The following is a 20,637-nucleotide window of genomic DNA, read 5'->3' as shown; positions in this document are numbered from 1 at the left end:
ATTGGGTTTTGTCTAGCATATAGCCCCCACCTTTGGTGGGGGGGGGTGTGTACATTTGGTGGGGCGGGTTTTTTTTGTCGGGGGGGGGGGTGCCGGAGCAACCTCGCCGACCCCACCCCGTCTCGCAGTCTCCGCTTCGCTTCGACTACTCGCCGACCCTCCCCTCGAGGGGGAGGGTTAGAGCCGCATTCTCAAATCGCCGCGGTAACAATGATCTCGACCAGATATTCCGGTCCGGCAAGTTTCGCTTCGCCCGTGGCGCGGGCCGGCGTGTTGCCCTGCGGCACCCATTTGTCCCATTCCGCGTTCATCTCGGCAAAGGTGCTCATGTCGGCCAGCCAGATGATCGCCTGCAGGATCTTGGTTTTGTCGGTGCCGGCCTTGGCCAGCAATTCGTCGATCGCCGCCAGAATGTCCCTGGTCTGGGCACCGACGTTTCCGCCCGGCTTGCCGACCTGACCGGCCAGATAGACGGTGTTGCCGTGGATGACGATCTGGCTCATGCGTGGGCCTACATCGATGCGACGAATGCTCATTGGATATTCCTTCTCCTCTTGTCAGCTGCGCCTGTTTAGGGGCCGGGTTCGCCGGGAGCAAGGCCGCTCGAGCGGAACTTCTTGAGCCAAGCCAATGCACACAACATGACGGCCCGGCCGCAATTCCGCCCGATTGGCTTGTTGACTAATGTAATAACATCACATATCGAATCCGCCCCTGCACCACCGATCGTCGCCCCATGGATCGTCACATGAGCCAAACCTGCCTGACCTTCCGCGACCTGACGCTGGGCTACAACAGCCACCCAGCGATCCACCACCTCGATGGTACGATCCGCAAGGGGTCGTTGACGGCGGTCGTCGGCGCCAACGGCTCCGGCAAGTCGACGCTGATGAAGGGCATTGTCGGCGTCCTGAAGCCGATGGCCGGTGCGGTGATCCGGGCGCCCGGCGTGCGCGCCGCCTATCTGCCGCAGCAATCGGAGCTCGACCGTTCCTTTCCGGCCCGTGTCGTCGACCTGGTTTCACTTGGCCTATGGCCGCGGCGCGGCATGCTCGGCCGTTATACAAGGGAAGATCGCGACTCGGTCAGCGAGGCGCTGATGGCCGTCGGCCTCGGCGGTTTCGAGAAGCGCCCGATCGACACGTTGTCGGGCGGCCAGCTGCAGCGCACGCTGTTTGCCCGCGTGCTGTTGCAGGATGCCGAGCTCATCCTGCTCGACGAGCCGTTCAACGCCGTCGATGCCAAGACGGTCGGTGACCTGATCGCGCTGATCAAGCGCTGGCACGGCGAGGAGCGCACGATCATGGTTGTGGTCCACGATCTCGATCTGGTGCGGCAGAATTTCCCCGAAACACTGCTGCTGGCGCGCCAGCCGATCGCTTGGGGAGAGACCAGGGAGACGCTGCGGCCGGAGAATTTGTTGCGTGCGCGTCGCTTCCACGAGGCCTGGGAGGATAACGCGCCATGGTGTGAGCCCAGCGAGCATGATCACCAGCACAGTGGCCACGAACACGGCCATGACCATGACCATCATCACGGCCCCGGGCCGACGGCGGCGTGATGGACGTGCTCTACGGTCTGTTCGTCGCTCCGTTCGCCGACTACGCCTTCATGCAGCGGGCGCTCGCCGGTTCGATGATGCTGTCGCTCGGCGCCTGCCCGGTCGGCGTTTTCCTGATGCTGCGGCGCATGAGCCTGTCCGGCGACGCCATGGCGCATGCCATCCTGCCGGGTGCTGCCGCAGGCTTCCTGTTCTATGGCCTGGAAATCCTGCCGATGACTATCGGCGGACTGATCGCCGGCATCATCGTGGCGCTCGGCGCCGGCGCCGTCTCGCGCTTCACCATCCAGCGCGAGGATGCCTCGATGGCGGCCTTCTATCTGATTTCGCTGGCCATCGGCGTGCTTATGGTGTCGATCCGCGGTTCCAGCGTCGATCTCATGCATGTGCTGTTCGGCACCGTATTGGCGCTCAACAACGAGGCGCTGACGCTGATCGGCGGCATCGTCGTGGTGACGCTGGCCAGCCTCGCCATCTTCTGGCGGGCGCTGGTCGCCGAATGCCTCGACCCTTTGTTCCTGCGCTCGGTCAGCCGGATGGGCAGCCCGGTGCATTTCATCTTTCTCGGCCTCGTCGTGCTCAATCTCGTGGGTGGTTTCCAGGCGCTCGGCACCTTGCTGTCGGTCGGGCTGATGATGCTGCCGGCGGCGGCGGCCCGCTTCTGGACGTCGCGCGTCGAGCCGATGTGCGTGTTGGCCACAGTGATCGGCTTTGCCTCCTGCATTGCCGGGCTGCTGTTGTCCTACCATGCGTCACTGCCCTCCGGCCCGGCCATCATCCTGTCCGCCGGCGTCGTCTATTTCGCCTCGATCCTGTTCGGCACGCGCGGCATCCTGCGCGCCCGCATCGTCCATCACCGCCACAGAACTGCCTGATCCCAACAAGGAGAAACTGTCCATGCTGAAATCGATCCGCACCGCGTTGGCCGTGAGCGTTATAACATTAACCGCCCTTGGCGCTTCGTCGGCCTTTGCTGAGCCGTTGAAAGTGGTCGCCAGCTTCACCATCATCGCCGATTTCGCCAAGAATGTCGGCGGCGACCGCATCGATCTGACCACCATCGTCGGGCCGGACGGCGACGCCCACGTCTACGAGCCGAGCCCTGCCGATGCGGTGGCCATGGCCAAGGCCGACATCGTGCTGGTCAACGGCCTGCATTTCGAAGGTTTTCTGCAGCGCCTGGTCGACGCCAGCGCTACCAAGGCTTCGATTGCCGTGCTGACCAAGGGGGTCACGCCCATCAATTTCAAACCCGAATTCGCCGAGGCCGACGCCGCCGAAGGCGCGGAAACCGATGGCGGCAAGACGGTCACCGATCCGCACGCCTTCCAGTCGATCGCCAACGCCAAGATCTATGTGAAGAACATCGCCGACGCCTTTTGCACGGCCGACGCTGCGGGTTGCGACAGCTACAAGGCCAATGCAGCCGCCTATACGCAAAAGCTCGATGCGCTCGAGGGCGAAGTGCAGGCGGCGATCCAGTCGATCCCGCAAGAGAAGCGCGTCGTCATCACCTCGCATGATGCCTTCGGCTATTTCGAGAAGGCCTATGGCTTGACCTTCCTGGCCCCGGAAGGCGTGTCGACCGAGTCGGAGCCTTCCGCCGCCGACGTGGCCAAGCTGGTCAGCCAGGTGAAGCAGGACAAGGCGGCGGCGATCTTCGTCGAGAACATCACCAATCCGCGGCTGATCGAGCAGATCGCCAGCGAGACCGGCATCAAGGTGGGCGGCACGCTCTATTCCGATGCGCTGTCGCAGCCCGACGGCCCGGCCGCGACCTATATCGACCTGATGCGCAACAACATCGCCCAGATCAAAGGCGCGATCCTCGGCAGCTGAGCGATCGACCTCGTACATCCAGCCGGGCTGGCGTATGGCGCATCCAAGCACACGCGGCGCTGTCCGGCTGGATTTCCGGCATCGAAATCTCTATCTGCGCGGATGGATTTCTTTTCGCGCGGATTGCCGACCGGGTCAGGGAGTGGCAAGACTGCCGCTAACCAGATTGCGAGGACACCGCCATGGAATACCGACAGATCAGCGAGGACTATTCGGTCTCGGGCCAGATCCAGCCCGAGGACGTCGCGACCATCAAGGCCGCCGGCTTCAGAAGCGTGATCTGCAACCGGCCGGACGATGAGCAGCCCGGCCAGCCATCGGCCGACACCGTCAAGGCGGCGGTCGAGGGCGCCGGGCTCGCCTTCCGCTACATCCCCGTCATCAGCGGCCAGATCACGGCCGAGAATGTCGAGGACCAGGCCGAGGCGCTTGAGGAACTTGAAGGCCCGGTCTTCGCTTACTGCCGTTCCGGCGCCCGCTGCACCAATCTTTATGGGCTGATCCAGCAGTCGAAGGGGTGACATTCGCCCTCAGATCGGTAGCGCGCCGGTTTCCTTCAGCGTCTCCAGCACGATCGCCGTCTTCACGTGCTGCACGGATTCGTGCGGCAGCAGCACGCTGTTGACGAATTCCGACAGCGACTTCAGGTCGGGCGTCACCACTTTCAATATATAGTCCATCTCGCCCGTCAGCGCGTGCGCTTCCTGCACTTGCGGCAGCCGCGCCACCAATTCGCCGAAACGCCGCGCATTGTCGCGGTTGTGAGTGGCAAGCGTCACCGAGATGACGTTGACAAGGGAAAAGCCGAGCTTGTCGCGGTCGAGCACCGCCCGGTAGCCTTTGATATAGCCGTCCTCCTCCAGCCGCTGGCGACGGCGCGAGCATTGCGAAGCGGACAGGTTCACCCGTTCCGAGAGGTCGTTGTTGGTCAGGCGTGCATCGCCCTGCAGCAGAGCCATTATCTTGCGGTCAAACTGGTCGATGCGCGCCTCATCCATGAATTTCGGCTCCGCAGTGCACAACTCGCGCATAATCAGACCATTTTAAGCGTTTGAATGCAAGCAATTTGCACTCGCTCCGCGCTATGATTGCGCTCAGATATGGCCGACGCGGCCAAGGCCAGATTTCAGGCCAGATTTCGGAGCAATGCCATGGGTCCCTTCCCGCACGACGCACCGCCCGCCAAGATCAGCAAAACCAATCCCGCCGGCACCGACGGCTTCGAATTCGTCGAATTCGCGCATGCCGAGCCAGAAAAGCTCGCCGAACTGTTCACCCGTATGGGCTATGTGCCGGTCGCCAGGCACCGCAGCAAGAACATTACCGTCTGGCGGCAAGGCGACATCAATTATGTCGTCAATGCCGAACCCGGCTCGCATGCCATGAAATTCGTCGACAAGCACGGCCCTTGCGCCGCCTCAATGGCGTGGCGGGTGGTCGATGCCAGGCATGCCTTCGACCATGCGGTAGCCAGGGGCGCGACGCCCTATGAAGGCAACGACAAGACGCTCGATGTGCCGGCGATCGTCGGGATCGGCGGATCGCTGCTCTATTTCATCGAAGCCTACGGCGAGAAGGGGTCGGCTTACGACGCCGAGTTCGACTGGCTGGGCGAGCGCAACCCCAGGCCGGAAGGCGTCGGCTTCTACTATCTCGACCACCTCACCCACAATGTCTATCGCGGCCAGATGGACAAATGGTGGGATTTCTACCGCGACCTGTTCGGCTTTAAGCAGATCCATTTCTTCGACATCGACGGCAAGATCACCGGCCTGGTCAGCCGCGCCATCACCTCGCCGTGCGGCAAGATCCGCATCCCGCTCAACGAGTCCAAGGACGAGACCAGCCAGATCGCCGAATATCTGAAAAAGTATAATGGCGAGGGCATCCAGCACATCGCCGTCGGTACCGACAACATTTACGACGCCACCGACCGGCTGGCCGAAAACGGCCTGAAGTTCATGCCGGGTCCGCCGGAGACCTATTACGACATGTCCCATGCTCGCGTGAACGGCCACGATGAGCCGATCGAGCGTATGAAGAAGCACGGCATCCTGATCGACGGCGAAGGCGTGGTCGACGGCGGCACGACCAAGATCCTGCTGCAGATTTTTTCGAAAACCGTCATCGGGCCGATCTTCTTCGAATTCATCCAGAGAAAGGGCGACGAAGGCTTTGGCGAGGGCAATTTCCGCGCTTTGTTCGAATCGATCGAGCAGGACCAGATCAAGCGCGGCGTGCTGAGGGTGGACGGCAAGGCAGCGTAGCCAGCTCGGCCGAGGTGTCTTGTGGTTTGATCAATTATGACCTAAATTATGGTCATAAGGATCGAGTCATGAATGTTTCTATTGCCGAAGCCAAGGCCAAATTGTCGGAACTCGTCAGCCGCGCGGAAGCCGGCGAGGAGATCGTGCTCACACGCCACGGCAAGGTGGCGGCGCGTATCGTAGCTCCGGCAGTGGCCGAACCCCTGCCGCGTATCGGCGCATTGAAGGGCAAGATCTGGATTGCGGACGATTTTGATGAACTCGGTCCCGAGTGGGATGAGTACGTGAAATGACGGTCGGCCCGTTTCTCGCCGACACACACATCATCCTCTGGTCGATTTCGGACGATCGACGTCTCAGCGAGCACCACCGCGTTATTCTGGCTTCGGAAGCGGTGGTGTTCGCGAGCGCGGCAAGCATCTGGGAAATTGCCATCAAACGTTCGATCAGAAAACTTAATGCGCCGGACGATCTGCCAACGCTGCTTCCAAGGATGCAATTTCAGCCGCTCGCCGTAACCTTCCAGCACGCGAACGCCGTCGGCGGCCTACCCCACCACCATGGTGATCCGTTCGACAGGCTTCTGATTGCGCAGGCGCAAGTGGAGAACCTCACCATCCTGACATCCGACCCGCATTTCGCCCGTTACGATGTGGCTTTGGCATGATTATCCAAGCAGTTGGTCTCGCAAGCCCAGCCGCTCAACCTCCGCTTTCCTGAGTTTCACATCGTAATCGAGGAAGAACTCGTCGAGTTGCGGCGGTTTCACCGAGGTGCCGGACAGCATCGCGTGCACCTGGCCGCGATGATGGATGTCGTGGATGAAGAGATGGGCGAGCAAATCGCCGATCCGCTCCGGTAGCATGCCGTCCTCGCGCCGGTCGGTGAGAACGCGGCGCCCGAGATCGTCCGCCGACAGGCGGTCGCAAAAGGCGATCAGCCGCCGATCGGCCTCCGCCTGTTCAACAAAAAGCGCCTTGGCATCATTGAACGGCACAAAATCGTCATGGGCGGCGGCGCCGACGCCGCTCTCTTCGAGAAAATCGAGATAGAGGTGATCGACCGCGAGAATGTGGTTCAGCGTTGCCTTGATCGATGGGAAGAAGCTTATCCTTTCAGCTTCGAATTCGCCGGGCTCAAGCTGCAGCACGGCACGATAGAGCCGGTCGTTGGACCACAGATTGTTAGCTGCCATGCGGCGGAAATGGTTCAGCAGGTCCATGACTTCACGCCGCTGACCGGACCAAAGACAGGCCCGCCCACATGAGCACGAATCCGGCGATGACGATCAGCAGAAGCCGGATCATGTGCCGCCGCATGGCTTGCGTTTCCTGGTCCCGTGCGACGTTGGTGTTGGTGACGGTATGGAACATCATCGCCTTGCGCGGAAAGCCGCTGCGGTTGGTCAGGCCGGGCGAGCGCGCCTCGATGCGGTAGCTCAGGCGGACCGCCAGGATGAAGATCGCCAGCATGACAAGGGCCCAGACACCGCACAGCAGGTAGAACGTCTCGCCCGTCATTCTCTTGCCCCGTCGTATTTCTCGACCTTCTGCTCGATGGCGCCGAAGATCGAATGCCCGCCTCTGTCCTTCATCTCGATGCGCACGGTATCGCCAAAGCGCAGGAAGGGCGTTTTCGGTCCGCCGGCCTCAATAGTCTCGATCATCCGCAACTCGGCGATACAGGAATAGCCGGCGCCGCCTGCCGAGACAGGCTTGCCCGGCCCGCCGTCGAGCTTGTTGGAGACGGTGCCCGAACCGACGATGGTGCCGGCGGCCAACGGTCGCGTTTTTGCGGCGTGAACAATCAGCGCCGGAAAGTCGAAGGTCATGTCGATGCCGGCGTTCGCCCGGCCGAACGGCTTGCTGTTGAGATCGACCAGCAGCGGCAGGCTGACCTTGCCGCCGTCCCAGGCATCGCCCAGCTCTTCCGGCGTCACCGCTACCGGCGAAAAGGCCGATGACGGTTTCGACTGGTAGAAGCCGAACCCCTTGGCAAGCTCGGGTCCGGTCAGGCCGCGCAGCGTCACATCGTTGACCAGCATGACCAAGCGGATCGCTGCCCGCGCCTCTTCGAGGCTTGCGCCCATCGGCACATCGTCAACTATGACCGCGACCTCTCCTTCCATGTCGATGCCAAGGGTCTCGTCGGTCATGCGGATTGGGTCCCGCGGTGCGAGGAAAGCGTCCGAGCCGCCCTGGTAGATCAGCGGATCGGTCCAGAAGCTTGCCGGCATCTCGGCGCCGCGCGCTTTCCGCACCAGTTCGACATGGTTCACATAGGCCGAGCCATCGGCCCATTGGTAGGCGCGCGGCAGCGGCGAATGGGCGTCGTGCTCGTGAAAGCGAGCCGACGGCACCGCATTATTCTCTAGCGATTCAGCCATGGCAGCGAGATGCGGCGCGATCCGAAGCCAGTCGTCAAGCGCGGCCTGCAGCGTCTGCACCAGAAACGAAGCATCGGTGAACCGTGTCAGGTCGCGCGAGACGACGACAAGCTTTCCGTCGCGCGTCCCATCCTTCAATGTGGCAAGCTTCATGCGGTTTCCTCTCCTGGCGCAGCTTTGGTGCTGCTTTGATTTTTTGTTCTACGCATGATCTCTTCCGAAAACCGGTTTCCACTTTTCGGGATCATGCTCCAGCTCCACAACAAGGCCGTCGCGTGCGATCGTCAAGTCGCCGGCCCATGTTTTCCTGACGGCGGCAATCCAGTCGGCCTCGCCGATCTCGGGATCGTCGGCGGGAATGAGATGGTTGAGGACCAGTCTTTTGACGCCTGCATCACTGGCGATGCGGCCCGCTTCCTCGGCAAAGCTATGGCTGGCAAGCAGGTGTTCCCTCAGCCTTGCGCCGTTGCCGGTCTTCGCGACCAGCCGCTCGATACCCTCTTCCAGCATGGCCTCGTGGACCAGGACGTCGGCGCCTTGGGCGAAATCCGCCAATGGCGGAAAGAACGCCGTATCCGACGAGAAGACGATGCTTTGCCCCGCATGGTCGAAGCGCAGCGCAAAGCAGTCCGTCACCGGCGGGTGGTCGACGCGCAAGGCCGATATTTTGAGGCCGCGCTCTTCCGCCACCTGGCCTTCACCAAACTCGACGATCGAGACCAGGTCGCGGAGATCCGGCCGCCCTTCATCGGCGATGCGGATCTCGATGTCGAACTCCATCGCCTGGCAAAAGCGTTGCCAATAATAGGCGGTGCCGGGCGGGCCGAATACGGTGGCCTTTGTTGCCAGGCCGGCCGTCCACGCGGTGTGGATCAATGGTCCGAGTTCGAGCACATGGTCGGAATGCAAATGCGTGATGAAGATCAGGTCGAGCGCCTTCAGGCTGATGCCGGCATCGGTCAGCCCGCGCGTTACGCCCAGCCCGCAATCGACGACAAGGGTGCGGCCGCCAATCTCCAGCAGTGACGAACTCGGCCACGGCCCGCCCGGCCGCAGCGCGGGACCACCCTTCGAGCCAAGAAGGACCAGACGATCCGTCACGCGACGGCGCTCAAGACCAGTCGCCCTCGGGCGTGCCGTTGAAGCGCTTCTTCAGGCCGGCCCAGCAGTCGATGTAATTGTCCTGCCGGGTTTCGAGCTCGGCGCCATAGCGGGTCACCATCTGCGGAAAGCGTGTCTCGAACATGAAGGCCATGGTGTTGTCGAGCTTGACCGGTTTCAGCTCCGCGCGCGAGGCTTTTTCGAAGCCAGACGCATCGGGTCCGTGAGCCAGCATCATGTTGTGCAGACTGATGCCGCCGGGCACGAAGCCCTCTTCCTTGGCATCGTACTGACCATGTATGAGGCCCATGAACTCGCTCATGATGTTGCGGTGATACCAGGGCGGCCGGAAAGTGTTTTCCGCCACAAGCCAGCGCGGCGGGAAGATGACGAAATCGATATTGGCGGTGCCTTCCTCGCCGCTCGGCGCGGTCAGCACGGTGAAGATCGACGGATCGGGGTGGTCGAACAGGATTGCGCCGACCGGCGAGAAGGTCGCAAGATCATATTTGTAGGGCGAATAATTGCCGTGCCACGCCACGACATCCAGCGGCGAATGGTCGATCTCGGTGACATGGAACTGGCCACACCATTTCGCGATCAGCCGGCACGGTGTCTCCTTGTCCTCGAACCAAGCACAGGGCGTCTTGAAATCGCGCGGATTGGCCAGGCAATTGGCGCCGATGGGGCCACGATCCGGCAGCGTCAGCTTGGCGCCGTAATTCTCGCAGACATAGCCGCGCACTTCGGCATCCACCAGTTCGACCTTGAACACCAGACCACGCGGCAGCACGGCGATCTCGCCCGGCCTGAGTTCGATGACCCCCATCTCGGTGACGAAGCGCAAGGCTCCAACCTGCGGCACGACCAGCAACTCGCCGTCGGCGTTGAAGAAATGATCGTCGACCATCGAGCGGTTGGCGACGTAGACGTGTGCCGCCATGCCGGTCTGGCCGAGCACGTCGCCGGCGGTGGTGATCGAGCGCATGCCGGCAATGAAATCGGTCGGCTCCTTGGGCATCGGCACCGGGCTCCAGCGATACTGGCCGAGTGCGAGCTGGTGGTCGCCGACGTTCGGCGCGCTTTTCCAAAGCGGATAATTCGCCGCTTTGAAGCGACCGGTGTGCCTCACGCTCGGCCTTATCCGATAAAGCCAGGAGCGCTCATTGGTGCCGCGCGGCGCGGTGAAAGGAGAGCCCGAAAGCTGCTCGGCATAGAGGCCGTAGGCCGGCCGCTGCGGCGAGTTTCGCCCTTGCGGCAGCGAGCCCGGCAAAGTCTCGGTTTCGAAGTCATTGCCGAAACCCGGCATGTAGGAGTAGGCCATGGAACCCTCCCGAATTCATGGTCTCGGAGCATCGTTTGCGCATCCGCAAAGATGCTCCGGGTTGACCATACCGGTTTCATTTGTAACCATTGAAAATGTAACCATCAACGGTGATTTCGCCATGAGCCGCCAGCATCCCCAGTCAGGGCCAACCATGGAAATCCTTGAGCTGGAATCCTTCCTGCCTTACCGGCTCTATCGGCTTGCCGATGCCGTCAGCCGCGAATTCTCAAGGATATACAAGGACCGTCACGGACTGACCCGGCCCGAATGGCGCACGCTGGCCGGGCTTGGACAGCACGGCACCATGACGGCGACGGCGCTCGGCGAGCAATCGGCCATGCACAAGACCAAGATTTCGCGCGCGGTCGCCGAGCTCGAACGGCGCCGCTGGCTCAGCCGGACGCCTGACGAAAAAGACCGCCGTGTCGAGCATCTGGCGCTGACCAAGGCTGGCGTTGCCGCCTATCGCGAGATGGTGCCGCTGGCGAAGGAGTTCGAACGGGAATTGCTGGCAAGATTGAGCCCCGCCGAGCGTGTGGCCATTGTCGGCGGAGTGGCAGCACTGGAGGCGGCATTGGGGAAAAGCTAGGTTCCTGCCAGAATTACAGGCACCTTGGCGGAACAGCTTTCAGTTCGCACCGTGTTCCTTCGGGCCTTCACCAGTCCATGACCACCTTGCCGGAATTGCCGCTCTTCATCGCTTCGAAGCCGAAAATATAGTCGTCGATGCCGATGCGGTGGGTGATCAGGCCGCTGACATTGAGAGGACCCTGCACCAGCGCAATCATCTTGTACCAGGTCTCGAACATCTCGCGGCCGTAGATGCCCTTCAGATGCAGCATCTTGAAGATGACCTTGTTCCAGTCGATCTCGAAGCCGGTCGGCGCGATGCCGAGAATGGCGATCTTGCCGCCATTGTTCATGGTATCGATCATGTCGCGGAATGCCGGTGCGGCACCGGACATTTCAAGACCGACGTCAAAACCCTCGGTCATGCCGAGCGCCGGCATGATATCGCGCAGCTTTTCTTTCGAGGCGTCAACGACATGCTGGACGCCGAGCTTTTTTGCCAGTGCCAGGCGCACCGGGTTGATGTCGGTGATGACCACTTTTCGCGCGCCGACGCATTGCGCCACCAATGCGCCCATGATGCCGATCGGCCCGGCGCCGGTGACCAGCACGTCCTCGCCGACGAGGTCGAAAGATAGTGCGGTGTGAACCGCATTGCCCAGGGGATCGAAGATCGCGGCGATCTCGTCCGGCACGTCGTCGGGGATCGGCACGACATTGTGCTGCGGGATAGCCAGATATTCGCCGAAGGCGCCGGGGCGATTGACGCCGACGCCGAGCGTGTTGCGGCAAAGATGCCCCCTGCCCGCCCGGCAGTTGCGGCAATGGCCGCAGACGATGTGACCCTCGCCCGAAACGCGCTGGCCGACTTTGTATTCGGTCACCGCCGCGCCGAAATCGGCGACCGTACCAACGAATTCATGCCCGGTCACCATCGGCACCGGCACGGTCTTTTGCGCCCACTGGTCCCAATTGTAGATGTGGACGTCGGTCCCGCAGATCGCGGTCTTCCTGATCTTGATCAGCACGTCGTTGGGGCCGATCTCCGGCACCGGCACCTCTTCCATCCACATGCCCGGCTCGGCCTTGGCCTTCACCAGCGCCTTCATCATGTTCGACATTCTGCAGTCCCTTGAAGGTCTTGATCCGGAATCGCTTTTCGACTGCCGGTCATTCAGGAAATCACGCCGAGTTCGCGACCGACTGCGGCGAACGCCTCAACCGCACGGTCAATGTCGGCGCTGGAATGGGCGGCAGACATCTGCGTGCGGATGCGCGCCTGGCCCTTCGGCACCACCGGGAAGGAGAAGCCGATGACATAGATGCCGCGCTTGAGCATGCGCGCGGCCATTTCCTGCGCCAGCGTCGCGTCGCCCAGCATCACCGGGATGATCGGATGGTCGGCGCCGGCCAGCGTAAAGCCCAGCTTGCCCATCTCGGAGCGAAACCGCGCTGCGTTTGCATATAGGCGCTGACGCAATGCATCGCCATTGCGAATCAGCTCGAACACCCGGATCGAGGCGCCCGCGATCGCCGGCATCAGTGTGTTTGAGAAGAGGTAAGGACGCGAGCGCTGGCGCAGCCAGTCGACCACCTGCCTCTTACCAGAGGTGTAGCCCCCGGAAGCGCCGCCAAGCGCCTTGCCGAGCGTACCGGTGATGATGTCCACCCTGCCCTCGACGCCGCAATGCTCGGCCGAGCCGCGACCGTTCTTGCCGACGAAGCCGACCGCGTGGCTGTCGTCGACCATGACCATCGCATCGTATTTCTCGGCGAGATCGCACACGCCCCGAAGATTGGCGATGATGCCGTCCATCGAGAAGACGCCGTCGGTGGCGATCAGCCGGAACCGACAATCGCGCGCCTCTTTCAGCCGCGCTTCGAGATCGGCCATGTCGTTGTTGGCATAGCGGAAGCGCTTTGCCTTCGACAGCCGTACCCCGTCGATGATCGAGGCGTGGTTCAGCGCATCGGAGATGACCGCATCCTCTTCGCCGAGCAGCGTCTCGAACAGGCCGCCATTGGCGTCGAAGCAGGAGCCATAGAGGATAGTGTCCTCCATGCCGAGGAAATCAGAAATGGTCGCCTCGAGCTGCTTGTGTTCCTCCTGTGTGCCGCAGATGAAGCGCACCGACGCCATGCCATAGCCGTAACGATCGAGCGCCTGCTTGGCCGCCTCGCGCAGTTCGGCGCTGTCGGCGAGGCCGAGATAATTATTGGCGCAGAAATTTAGCACCTTCTCGCCGTCCACCTCGATCTCGGCCGATTGGGTCGAGGTTATCACCCGCTCGGATTTATAGAGACCTGCCGATTTCAGCCCTTCAAGCTCGCTGTCGATGTGGGAGAGGAATGCTGCGGTCATGATCAGGCCCTGTTGAGATCGATGAGGACTGTCGCGCCGCGCGGACGAAAAATCCATCGCAAAAGCGACCGCTTCGGTGGCGGCAATGGCACGGCAGAGGCCGCGATGTTCAAATGCGGAGGTGCTGCGAAAGATTGCAATAACCACTTTGCGGATTTCCCGCCACGGTCGCCGCTGTCGGCCTGTTGCTGCCCTAACCTGTTAACACTTTGAAGCCAAAGGTTGTCGCACAAGAATTCGTTGGCGAGAGGGCCGACTCAGAAAATGTCGCAGCAGCCGGTGCACGCCGTTTCAGGCAGGCTCATACTCCTCATCAAATCGGGCTACTGGCTGGCTCTGCTGATCATCGCCGCCATGGTCGTGGCCTCCTTCATCCTGCTGCAACAGATGATGGCGGCCCAGCAACACAACCAGGCGCTGCTCGATGTGGTCAGCACACAAAAAGCCCTGTCGCAACGCATCGTCTTCCTTGCCGGCGCGACCGGTACCGCCTCACGCGACCAGCAGCCGGCCCTGATCAGCGCGCTCAAGCAAGCGACGGTAGAGTTCGAGAAGAACTACGATCTGCTGCTCGAGCGGACCGCCGCCGATCCGGCGTCGCCGGCAAGGTTCGATCCCAAATCGATCGAGAGCGTGCTTTTCGCCAAGCCGTTCCATCTCGACTATTTCTCGGTCGGGCTTATCGCCAACGGCGAACGCCTGATCTCGTCATTCGAATCGCGGCTCAACATGGCCGGCAATGGTGGCTACAAGGGCGGAGAGGAGCGCGTCAACCTGAACGCTTCCGTTGCCAACGCAACATTGTCGGGCTATGCCGCACTTGGCCAGCGCATCAGCGCCTTTGCAGACCGCCGATCCGAAACACTTCTCGAGCTTAACCGCACATTGTTCTACTCGACCATGGGCGTCATCGTGCTGGTGGCGCTTTTCATTTTCAGGCCGATGTCGAACGCCATCCTGCGCAGGACGCGTGAGCTGGTCGATGCGCGCAATTCCATGGCCTTTATTGCCGTGCATGACGGGCTGACCGGCCTGCACAACCGCACCTTCCTGACCGAGCATTTCAATACGTTGATCAATGCCGCGCAGCGACGGCGTGAACGGGTTGCCGTGGTGCAGTTCGATCTCGACCGGTTCAAGCAGATCAACGACACGTTCGGCCACGCCGCCGGCGATTATGTGCTGGTGACGGCTGCGCAACGCATGCGTGGTTCGTGCCGTACGTCGGATCTCAACGTGCGTCTCGGAGGCGATGAATTCGTCGTCGTCCTCAACGACGCCGGCAGCACCGAGGACATCGATATCGTCGCCAGACGCATGCTGGCCAAACTCAATGAACCGGTCATATTCCGAGGCACGACGATCCATCCGGGCGTAAGTGCGGGGATTGCGGTCTATCCTGTCGACGCCGACAATGCGCAGGATCTGCTCGTCCATGCCGATCTGGCGTTGTATTCCGCCAAGAAGCAGGGCGGCGGCAGTTTGTCGTTCTTCTCCGATGAGCTGAGGCGCGAACTCGACAACCGAAAGCAGCTCGAGCTCGACATCAGGGTCGCCATCTCGGAGAAGGCGTTCGAAGTCTATTTCCAGCCGCAGGTGTCGCTGTCGGACGGCACCATCAGTGGCATCGAAGCTTTGGCTCGCTGGAGGCATGCCGAACGCGGCATGATCGCGCCGGGCGAGTTCATTTCAATCGCGGAAAAATGCGGCTTGATGTCCGAGATTGGCCGCATCGTCATTGCCAAGGCGATCAACGAAGCAGCCGAATGGAACCGCGCAGGCATCGGCTTCGGCCGGATCGCCGTCAACGTGTCCGGTTCGGAGCTGCGCGAGACAGATTTCGAAGTCTTCCTGTTCGGGACGCTGGAAAGGACCGGCCTGCCCGCGCACAAACTATCGCTGGAGATCGTCGAATCCGTCATTCTCGACGACGAGAAGACCGGTATCGCGGCAAAGCTGCGGCACATCCGCGCCGCCGGCATCCATCTTGAGCTCGATGATTTCGGCACCGGCTACGCATCGCTCAGCCATGTCAATCCAAACGAGATCGACCGGCTGAAGATCGACCGCCGCTTCGTCCAGAACATCAACGAGAACAGCGGCAACAACAAGATCGTGCGTGCCCTGACCGAGCTCGCCCGCGGTCTCGGCATCTCGATCGTCGCCGAGGGCCCCGAAACCGAAGCCGAGCTCGACTCGCTGATGGCGATCGGCTGCGACCAGGTGCAAGGCTATTCCATCGCTTTCCCGATGCCGCCGGACAGGGTGCGTGAATGGCTGGTGGCACGGACGCCGAAAAAGGCCAGGCTGACAGTGCTGCAGGGCAGCCGGGCGTAGATCCGTCATGGTTCGGCCTTGCGAACCGACCTGATGGGCCGAGGCGGAAGGTCATCCTCATTACCGGGAAATGCTGCCAGCAATTGTCCAAAGCTGGGCACACGCGCCAGCTTTTCATAGTCCTGGAACGACAGAATGACCGCCTGCTTGCGGCCACGCCGGGTGATGACGGCCGGTTCTCCCGCGATGACCTGATCGAGCACCGCCGAGAGTTTAGCCCTGGCATCCTTCAGCGAAATTTCGCGCATGGCGTCTTCCTAGCCTAATTTCTAGCTCTCGACATTGGCCCGCAGCGCAGCCAGCACCTGTGCAAACTCCGCCAGCCTGTCGTCGGACAGCCCTTTCCGCAGCCGTTTGTCGAAGGCTAACGCGGCCGTGCGCAATTTCAGGAACAACGCCTCTCCGGCCTGGGTCAGCTCCACCTGGTGAACCCGGCGGTTCTCGGGATCGCGGCGGCGCATCAGCAGGCCCTGCGTCTCCATGGCGTTGAGATGGTGGGTCAGCGTTGCGCCCCGAATGCCGATCATGCCGGCGAGCTCGCGTTGGTTGGCCAGCTCCCGCGACTTGACCGACAGCAAAGTGACCCAGACCGGCAGCGTGCCGCCGGCTTCGACCAAGGCAGCGTCGAAAGCCTGCGCGACCAGCTTGGCGGTGCGGGCGAGATTCATCCCGATCGGCGGGCGGTGAAAGGGCGTCATGATCCGACACTAGAACAAGGGCAAAGCCGATGGAACCGGCTCGAGCTTATGCGTTGACATCTAATCATTTGATATCTATCAATATGCCTAGCGGTGGGCAAGATAGGAAATGCGGTCATGCAATATGTCTACATCATCGTCCTCGGCCTTCACGTCATGGCGGGTGTGTTCTGGGCCGGCACCACCATCGCGGTTGCCCGCGAACCGGAGATCAGGGCGGAACGTTTCTTCCGGCCGCAAATGGGCGCGGCCGGCGTGGTTTTCCTCACAGGCTTGCTGCTGTGGTATTTCTTCCACAACGGCTCTTTCGGCTCGATGGAGAGGGTGTTGGCGCTCGGCATCTTGACTGCCTTGATTGCCGGCGGGGTTCAGGGCGCACTGGTGGGTTCCGCCAGCAGGCAGTTGGCCGGCGCCGATGCGGCGAAGCAAACCCAGTTGCGCGCCAAGATGACAAAAGGCGAACGCATCGCCGGCGGCCTGCTGGTCATCACCGTGTTCTGCATGGCCACCGCCAGGATGTTTTGAACGTCCTGCCGCAATCGCAAGATCGTACGGTGCCCGGCGATGGCCGGCGGCGTGCGCGGCGCGCAGCCCGGACCAAAGTACCGTGGTGGCTCTCCGTACGGAGGTTCGGCTGCGCGCCACCAATCAATCCAAAATATTCCTCAGATCCGCAAGCCGAACCTGATGCCGTCATAGATTGCGGCATGGATGTTACGCGAGGCAACTGCGTCGCCGATGCGGAAGAGCACGAAGCCACTTTGCGGATTGCGCACGGGGAAGATGTCGCCGCCATTGACCAGTTTTTCGTAATCGATCGCGCCGGCGTTCTTCGACAGCGGCTTCAGCGCCAGATAGAGATCGTCGAGCGGCAGCGTGCCATGCTCGACCACCACCTGGTCGACCCGCCGCTCGCCGCGCCAGCCATAGGCGAAGTCGGAGGCGAGCTCGGCGATCAGCTGGTTGCCCTCGCGCCGCACAGAACGCAGCCGTGTGTTGATGGTCACCGTGACACCCTTTTCCTGAAAGGCGCGCATGTAGGGCACATGGTTCATCCCGCCCATTTCCGGGGCGAAGAAGCGTTCCGGTGAGACCAGCTCCAGCTTGGCGCCGCTATTGGCGATCAGTTCGGCAGCACCCATGCCCTGATGGCCGCCATTGTCGTCATAGAGCAGCACATTCTCGGCCGGCTTGACGCTGCCGGCCATGATGTCCCAGCTCGAAGTGACGAGATCGTCGCCCGCCGTCAGAGGCGGGTTCTGCGGCAGCCCGCCGGTGGCGATCACCACCACGTCGGGCGACAGCGCCAGCACGTCGTCCTTCTCCGCCCAGGTATCGTAGCGGATCTCGACACGGAGCCGGTCGAGTTCGGCCAGACGCCAGTCGATGATGCCGATCAATTCCTTGCGGCGCGGGTTCTGCGTTGCCAGCCGCACCTGGCCGCCGGCCTGGCTCGATGCTTCCAGCACCGTCACCTGGTGCCCACGTTCGGCGGCGACGCGCGCCGCCTCCAGTCCGCCGGCGCCGGCGCCGACGACGCCCACCTTCCGCTTCGGTCCCTCGGTTTTCGGAATAGTATGCGGTATCGACGCCTCGCGGCCCGTCGCCGCATTGTGGATGCACAGTGCCTCACCGCCCTCATAGATGCGGTCGAGGCAATAGGTGGCGCCGACGCAAGGGCGGATCTCGTGCTCGCGGCCCTCCATCACTTTTTTGACGATATGCGGGTCGGCAATGTGGGCACGCGTCATGCCGACCATGTCGAGCTTGCCAGTGGCGATGGCGTGGCGCGCGGTGGCGACGTCGGAAATCCGCGCCGCATGGAAGGTCGGGAATTTCGTCGCCGCTCTCACCTCCCCTGCGAAGTCGAGGTGTGGTGACGAGCGCATGCCGGTCACCGGGATGACCTTGGTCAGCGCGGCATCGGTCTCGATCGAGCCACGGATGATGTTGAGGAAATCGACCTTGCCGGATCCGGCCAGCCGCCTGGCGATTTCGACGCCCTCCTGTTTCGACAGGCCTTTCTCGAAATCCTCGTCGGCGACCATGCGGATGCCGACGACGAATTTTTGGCCGACCGCCGCCCGCACCGCGTCGAGCACCATGCCGGTGAAGCGCAAGCGGTTGTCGAGCGAGCCGCCGAAATCATCGTCGCGCTGGTTGGTGGCCGGCGACCAGAAACCGTCCATCAGATGGCCGTAGGCCTCGAATTCGATGCCGTCGAGGCCGGCAGCCTGGCAGCGCTGGGCGGCCGCCGCGTAGTCGGCGACGATGCGCTCGATGTCCCAGTCCTCGATGGTCTTGGGGAAGGCGCGATGCGCCGGTTCGCGCACCGGCGAGGCCGACAGCACCGGCAGCCAGTCGGCCTTGTTCCAGCCGGTACGGCGGCCGAGATGGGTGATCTGGATCATCACCTTGCAATCATGCTCGTGGCAGGCGTCGGTCAGCTCGGCGAGCCAAGGCACGATGCGGTCGTCATAGACATGCAGATTGCCAAAAGCGGCCGGGCTGTCGCGCGAGACGATCGCCGAACCGGCGGTCATGGTCAGCGCCATGCCGCCCTTGGCCTTTTCGGCATGGTAGAGCCGGTACCGCTCCTTCGGCATGCCGTCCTCTGAATAGGCCGGCTCATGGCTGGTCGACATCACCCGGTTCTTCAGCGTCAGATGCTTGAGCTGATAGGGCTGGAGGAGCGGGTCGTTGCTAGTCATCGTCTTCCTGCTGTTTCAAATTGTGCTAATGAGCGGCAAATTTTTGTTTTTACGCATGTCGCTGTCCCAAAATCGCTGCGCAGTTTTGGGCGACATGCAGCAAGGAACCTGCTCATGACCGATACGAAAAACCTCACCCAGCTCGGCACCAACGTCGAGGCGCCACAGAGCCCTGAAGCGGCCGTCCTGGAAACCGTGCCGTTTTCGCGCGGCGACGGCCCGCCGGCCATCGTTCGCTTCACCTGCCCGGAATTCACCTCGCTCTGCCCGGTCACCGGCCAGCCGGACTTCGCCCATATCGTCATCGACTACGCACCCGATGCGCTGCTGGTGGAATCGAAGTCGCTCAAGCTGTTCATGACCTCGTTTCGCAACCACGGCGCCTTCCATGAAGAATGCACCGTCATGATCGGTCGCCGTATCATCGCCGCGACAAAGCCATTGTGGTTGCGCATCGGCGGCTATTGGTATCCGCGGGGCGGCATTCCGATCGACGTGTTCTGGCAAACCGGCGCACCGCCGGAAGGTGTGTGGCTGCCCGACACCGGCGTCGCCCCCTATCGCGGGCGCGGCTAATCGGACGGAGCGGCTCATCTGATCCCGGTCCGGCACAGGTTGGTCTCCAGGAAAGGCATCACCGCGTCGCGGTACCGCTGTTGGTCATAGCGATAGAGATCGACATGCGGCGCGCCGTCGAACCACACCAGCTTTGCGTGAGCGCCCGCCGCATCTTTCAACGCCAGTGTCTGGCTGCGAGCGACAAACGGATCCGAATTGCCTGCTAGCAGCAAGATCGGCCGATCAATCGTGCCGATGCGATCGACCGGCCTGACATCCTCTACCCCGAAGCCAAGGCGGAGCTGCATCTGCGCCAAGAGGACGGTCGCCTGTACGTCGCGTAATATAGGCAAGGGCGCTCGCAACGCCGTGGTTTCCAGCAAAGTCGCGTAGAGCTGCTCCAGGACATAGGCATCGGCATGCTCCTGCTGAGCGCCAAACACAAAAGCAGCCGCACCGAGCGACGAACCGATGGCCGCCACCTTGCGACCAGCGAAGCGTTGCCGCGCAAAGGCGAGGATGCGACTGGCGTCCTGCCGTTCGATGTAACCAAAGCCTCTGATATCGCCGCCGCTTTCGCCATGTCCCGACAGATCGAACAGCACGATCGAGTAGCCGCTTTCGAAAAGCAGGTTCGCTCTTGGAACCATGGCCAGCTTGTTTGAACCGCGTCCGTGTAACAGCACGATTGTTCCGCAACTGTCCTGCCGATCCGCCACCCAACCGGCAAGGTCGGGCGCGCCCTCCTGCTTCAGAACGCTGCGCTCCACCGGTAACCCCACAGGCAGCGTGAAGCTTTGCCGAGGCACGCGGGCCACCGCGCGGCTTCCTGCCTCCCAGCTGACAGCGCAGGCCAGGACGCAAACCGCCGCGAATAAAGCAACCACGACAGGACCTCTTCTCATCGATCGGTCACGTGC

24 protein-coding genes are annotated in these 20,637 nt (G+C 62.1%); 11 read left to right on the top strand and 13 right to left on the bottom strand.

From position 1 onward, the window contains the following. Nucleotides 1–191: 191 nt before the first annotated feature. Nucleotides 192–536, bottom strand: a complete 345-nt coding sequence (locus tag NKJ17_RS26355; protein ID WP_023674415.1) for a RidA family protein — start codon at nt 534–536, stop codon at nt 192–194. A 212-nt stretch (nt 537–748) separates the two neighbouring features. Between NKJ17_RS26355 and aztA the strand changes: the two genes are divergently transcribed. The 4 genes from aztA (at nt 749) to NKJ17_RS26335 (ending at nt 3,921) form a co-directional block, all read left to right on the top strand. Beyond that, nucleotides 749–1,561 (top strand): zinc ABC transporter ATP-binding protein AztA, encoded by an 813-nt coding sequence (gene aztA / locus NKJ17_RS26350; protein WP_352509901.1) that lies wholly within the window; start codon nt 749–751, stop codon nt 1,559–1,561. After that, nucleotides 1,561–2,436 (top strand): zinc ABC transporter permease AztB, encoded by an 876-nt coding sequence (gene aztB / locus NKJ17_RS26345; protein WP_254817491.1) that lies wholly within the window; start codon nt 1,561–1,563, stop codon nt 2,434–2,436. The genes aztA and aztB overlap by 1 nt, the downstream gene beginning before the upstream one ends. Before the next feature lie 22 nt (nt 2,437–2,458). Next, nucleotides 2,459–3,400, top strand: a complete 942-nt coding sequence (gene aztC / locus NKJ17_RS26340; RefSeq protein ID WP_352509903.1) for a zinc ABC transporter substrate-binding protein AztC — start codon at nt 2,459–2,461, stop codon at nt 3,398–3,400. A 182-nt stretch (nt 3,401–3,582) separates the two neighbouring features. Then, entirely contained in the window at nt 3,583–3,921 is a 339-nt protein-coding gene (locus NKJ17_RS26335) for a protein tyrosine phosphatase family protein (RefSeq protein ID WP_352509905.1), read from the top strand. 9 nt (nt 3,922–3,930) lie between these two features. Here NKJ17_RS26335 and NKJ17_RS26330 read toward each other — a convergent pair whose 3' ends face one another. Further along, nucleotides 3,931–4,398: an Lrp/AsnC family transcriptional regulator gene (locus tag NKJ17_RS26330; protein WP_254817488.1), complete on the bottom strand. Its 468-nt coding sequence runs from the start codon at nt 4,396–4,398 to the stop codon at nt 3,931–3,933. A 153-nt stretch (nt 4,399–4,551) separates the two neighbouring features. Between NKJ17_RS26330 and hppD the strand changes: the two genes are divergently transcribed. The 3 genes from hppD (at nt 4,552) to NKJ17_RS26315 (ending at nt 6,334) form a co-directional block, all read left to right on the top strand. After that, nucleotides 4,552–5,667, top strand: a complete 1,116-nt coding sequence (hppD, locus tag NKJ17_RS26325) for a 4-hydroxyphenylpyruvate dioxygenase (RefSeq protein WP_352509906.1) — start codon at nt 4,552–4,554, stop codon at nt 5,665–5,667. A 68-nt stretch (nt 5,668–5,735) separates the two neighbouring features. Then, entirely contained in the window at nt 5,736–5,960 is a 225-nt protein-coding gene (locus tag NKJ17_RS26320; RefSeq protein WP_254817725.1) for a type II toxin-antitoxin system Phd/YefM family antitoxin, read from the top strand. Continuing rightward, nucleotides 5,957–6,334, top strand: coding sequence for a type II toxin-antitoxin system VapC family toxin (locus tag NKJ17_RS26315; protein WP_352509908.1), 378 nt, complete (start codon nt 5,957–5,959; stop codon nt 6,332–6,334). Before NKJ17_RS26320 ends, NKJ17_RS26315 begins: the two co-directional genes overlap by 4 nt. Here the strand turns inward: NKJ17_RS26315 and NKJ17_RS26310 are convergent, their stop codons facing one another. From NKJ17_RS26310 to hmgA, 5 genes are read right to left on the bottom strand one after another with little or no spacing between them, the layout of a single operon-like run. Beyond that, a complete protein-coding gene (locus tag NKJ17_RS26310; protein ID WP_352690831.1) occupies nt 6,335–6,889 on the bottom strand; it encodes a DinB family protein in 555 nt (184 codons plus the stop codon). 4 nt (nt 6,890–6,893) lie between these two features. After that, nucleotides 6,894–7,187 (bottom strand): hypothetical protein, encoded by a 294-nt coding sequence (locus NKJ17_RS26305; RefSeq protein ID WP_352690829.1) that lies wholly within the window; start codon nt 7,185–7,187, stop codon nt 6,894–6,896. Beyond that, nucleotides 7,184–8,206, bottom strand: coding sequence for a fumarylacetoacetate hydrolase family protein (locus tag NKJ17_RS26300; RefSeq protein WP_352509910.1), 1,023 nt, complete (start codon nt 8,204–8,206; stop codon nt 7,184–7,186). The genes NKJ17_RS26305 and NKJ17_RS26300 overlap by 4 nt, the downstream gene beginning before the upstream one ends. A 48-nt stretch (nt 8,207–8,254) precedes the next feature. Continuing rightward, entirely contained in the window at nt 8,255–9,154 is a 900-nt protein-coding gene (locus NKJ17_RS26295) for an MBL fold metallo-hydrolase (protein WP_352690828.1), read from the bottom strand. Between the two features lie 10 nt (nt 9,155–9,164). Beyond that, nucleotides 9,165–10,478: a homogentisate 1,2-dioxygenase gene (gene hmgA / locus NKJ17_RS26290; protein ID WP_352509591.1), complete on the bottom strand. Its 1,314-nt coding sequence runs from the start codon at nt 10,476–10,478 to the stop codon at nt 9,165–9,167. A gap of 154 nt (nt 10,479–10,632) precedes the next feature. Between hmgA and NKJ17_RS26285 the strand changes: the two genes are divergently transcribed. Beyond that, nucleotides 10,633–11,070: a MarR family winged helix-turn-helix transcriptional regulator gene (locus tag NKJ17_RS26285; RefSeq protein ID WP_352509589.1), complete on the top strand. Its 438-nt coding sequence runs from the start codon at nt 10,633–10,635 to the stop codon at nt 11,068–11,070. 67 nt (nt 11,071–11,137) lie between these two features. Here the strand turns inward: NKJ17_RS26285 and tdh are convergent, their stop codons facing one another. Together tdh and NKJ17_RS26275 are read right to left on the bottom strand one after the other, a co-directional pair. Then, the gene (tdh, locus tag NKJ17_RS26280; protein WP_352509588.1) at nt 11,138–12,172 is read right to left on the bottom strand and encodes an L-threonine 3-dehydrogenase; all 1,035 of its coding nucleotides are present in this window, start codon (nt 12,170–12,172) and stop codon (nt 11,138–11,140) included. A gap of 53 nt (nt 12,173–12,225) precedes the next feature. Then, the gene (locus NKJ17_RS26275) at nt 12,226–13,413 is read right to left on the bottom strand and encodes a glycine C-acetyltransferase (protein ID WP_352509587.1); all 1,188 of its coding nucleotides are present in this window, start codon (nt 13,411–13,413) and stop codon (nt 12,226–12,228) included. 264 nt (nt 13,414–13,677) lie between these two features. Here NKJ17_RS26275 and NKJ17_RS26270 point away from each other — a divergent pair, with 264 nt between their 5' ends. After that, nucleotides 13,678–15,750: a putative bifunctional diguanylate cyclase/phosphodiesterase gene (locus NKJ17_RS26270; RefSeq protein WP_352690816.1), complete on the top strand. Its 2,073-nt coding sequence runs from the start codon at nt 13,678–13,680 to the stop codon at nt 15,748–15,750. Between the two features lie 5 nt (nt 15,751–15,755). Here NKJ17_RS26270 and NKJ17_RS26265 read toward each other — a convergent pair whose 3' ends face one another. Both NKJ17_RS26265 and NKJ17_RS26260 read right to left on the bottom strand, forming a co-directional pair. Continuing rightward, nucleotides 15,756–15,998: a type II toxin-antitoxin system Phd/YefM family antitoxin gene (locus tag NKJ17_RS26265; RefSeq protein ID WP_352509585.1), complete on the bottom strand. Its 243-nt coding sequence runs from the start codon at nt 15,996–15,998 to the stop codon at nt 15,756–15,758. A gap of 21 nt (nt 15,999–16,019) precedes the next feature. Beyond that, entirely contained in the window at nt 16,020–16,448 is a 429-nt protein-coding gene (locus NKJ17_RS26260) for a MarR family winged helix-turn-helix transcriptional regulator (RefSeq protein WP_352509583.1), read from the bottom strand. A gap of 117 nt (nt 16,449–16,565) precedes the next feature. Between NKJ17_RS26260 and NKJ17_RS26255 the strand changes: the two genes are divergently transcribed. Then, entirely contained in the window at nt 16,566–16,973 is a 408-nt protein-coding gene (locus tag NKJ17_RS26255) for a hypothetical protein (protein WP_352509581.1), read from the top strand. Nucleotides 16,974–17,113: 140 nt separating this feature from the next. Here NKJ17_RS26255 and NKJ17_RS26250 read toward each other — a convergent pair whose 3' ends face one another. Continuing rightward, complete coding sequence (locus NKJ17_RS26250) at nt 17,114–19,159, bottom strand: oxidoreductase (protein ID WP_352690808.1); 2,046 nt, start codon at nt 19,157–19,159, stop codon at nt 17,114–17,116. Nucleotides 19,160–19,273: 114 nt separating this feature from the next. Between NKJ17_RS26250 and queF the strand changes: the two genes are divergently transcribed. Continuing rightward, nucleotides 19,274–19,735: a preQ(1) synthase gene (gene queF, locus NKJ17_RS26245; protein WP_023674394.1), complete on the top strand. Its 462-nt coding sequence runs from the start codon at nt 19,274–19,276 to the stop codon at nt 19,733–19,735. Nucleotides 19,736–19,749: 14 nt separating this feature from the next. On the opposite strand, the gene NKJ17_RS26240 is transcribed toward queF, so the two are convergent. After that, nucleotides 19,750–20,622, bottom strand: a complete 873-nt coding sequence (locus NKJ17_RS26240; RefSeq protein WP_352690805.1) for an alpha/beta hydrolase — start codon at nt 20,620–20,622, stop codon at nt 19,750–19,752. Between the last annotated feature and the right edge of the window lie 15 nt (nt 20,623–20,637).

This window comes from Mesorhizobium sp. M0208 (assembly GCF_040322015.1).
Classification (GTDB): Bacteria; Pseudomonadota; Alphaproteobacteria; order Rhizobiales; family Rhizobiaceae; genus Mesorhizobium.
Note: the sequence above shows the minus strand (reverse complement) of the source record. Positions and strands in the feature narration are given on the sequence as shown.

Excerpts from the sequence above, each read along its gene's own strand:
- NKJ17_RS26355 (WP_023674415.1), bottom strand. The coding sequence starts at position 536 with ATGAGCATTCGTCGCATCGATGTAGGCCCACGCATGAGCCAGATCGTC.
- aztA (WP_352509901.1), top strand. The coding sequence starts at position 749 with ATGAGCCAAACCTGCCTGACCTTCCGCGACCTGACGCTGGGCTACAAC.
- aztB (WP_254817491.1), top strand. The coding sequence starts at position 1,561 with ATGGACGTGCTCTACGGTCTGTTCGTCGCTCCGTTCGCCGACTACGCC.
- aztC (WP_352509903.1), top strand. The coding sequence starts at position 2,459 with ATGCTGAAATCGATCCGCACCGCGTTGGCCGTGAGCGTTATAACATTA.
- NKJ17_RS26335 (WP_352509905.1), top strand. The coding sequence starts at position 3,583 with ATGGAATACCGACAGATCAGCGAGGACTATTCGGTCTCGGGCCAGATC.
- NKJ17_RS26330 (WP_254817488.1), bottom strand. The coding sequence starts at position 4,398 with ATGGATGAGGCGCGCATCGACCAGTTTGACCGCAAGATAATGGCTCTG.
- hppD (WP_352509906.1), top strand. The coding sequence starts at position 4,552 with ATGGGTCCCTTCCCGCACGACGCACCGCCCGCCAAGATCAGCAAAACC.
- NKJ17_RS26320 (WP_254817725.1), top strand. The coding sequence starts at position 5,736 with ATGAATGTTTCTATTGCCGAAGCCAAGGCCAAATTGTCGGAACTCGTC.
- NKJ17_RS26315 (WP_352509908.1), top strand. The coding sequence starts at position 5,957 with ATGACGGTCGGCCCGTTTCTCGCCGACACACACATCATCCTCTGGTCG.
- NKJ17_RS26310 (WP_352690831.1), bottom strand. The coding sequence starts at position 6,889 with ATGGACCTGCTGAACCATTTCCGCCGCATGGCAGCTAACAATCTGTGG.
- NKJ17_RS26305 (WP_352690829.1), bottom strand. The coding sequence starts at position 7,187 with ATGACGGGCGAGACGTTCTACCTGCTGTGCGGTGTCTGGGCCCTTGTC.
- NKJ17_RS26300 (WP_352509910.1), bottom strand. The coding sequence starts at position 8,206 with ATGAAGCTTGCCACATTGAAGGATGGGACGCGCGACGGAAAGCTTGTC.
- hmgA (WP_352509591.1), bottom strand. The coding sequence starts at position 10,478 with ATGGCCTACTCCTACATGCCGGGTTTCGGCAATGACTTCGAAACCGAG.
- NKJ17_RS26285 (WP_352509589.1), top strand. The coding sequence starts at position 10,633 with ATGGAAATCCTTGAGCTGGAATCCTTCCTGCCTTACCGGCTCTATCGG.
- tdh (WP_352509588.1), bottom strand. The coding sequence starts at position 12,172 with ATGTCGAACATGATGAAGGCGCTGGTGAAGGCCAAGGCCGAGCCGGGC.
- NKJ17_RS26275 (WP_352509587.1), bottom strand. The coding sequence starts at position 13,413 with ATGACCGCAGCATTCCTCTCCCACATCGACAGCGAGCTTGAAGGGCTG.
- NKJ17_RS26270 (WP_352690816.1), top strand. The coding sequence starts at position 13,678 with ATGTCGCAGCAGCCGGTGCACGCCGTTTCAGGCAGGCTCATACTCCTC.
- NKJ17_RS26265 (WP_352509585.1), bottom strand. The coding sequence starts at position 15,998 with ATGCGCGAAATTTCGCTGAAGGATGCCAGGGCTAAACTCTCGGCGGTG.
- NKJ17_RS26260 (WP_352509583.1), bottom strand. The coding sequence starts at position 16,448 with ATGACGCCCTTTCACCGCCCGCCGATCGGGATGAATCTCGCCCGCACC.
- NKJ17_RS26255 (WP_352509581.1), top strand. The coding sequence starts at position 16,566 with ATGCAATATGTCTACATCATCGTCCTCGGCCTTCACGTCATGGCGGGT.
- NKJ17_RS26250 (WP_352690808.1), bottom strand. The coding sequence starts at position 19,159 with ATGACTAGCAACGACCCGCTCCTCCAGCCCTATCAGCTCAAGCATCTG.
- queF (WP_023674394.1), top strand. The coding sequence starts at position 19,274 with ATGACCGATACGAAAAACCTCACCCAGCTCGGCACCAACGTCGAGGCG.
- NKJ17_RS26240 (WP_352690805.1), bottom strand. The coding sequence starts at position 20,622 with ATGAGAAGAGGTCCTGTCGTGGTTGCTTTATTCGCGGCGGTTTGCGTC.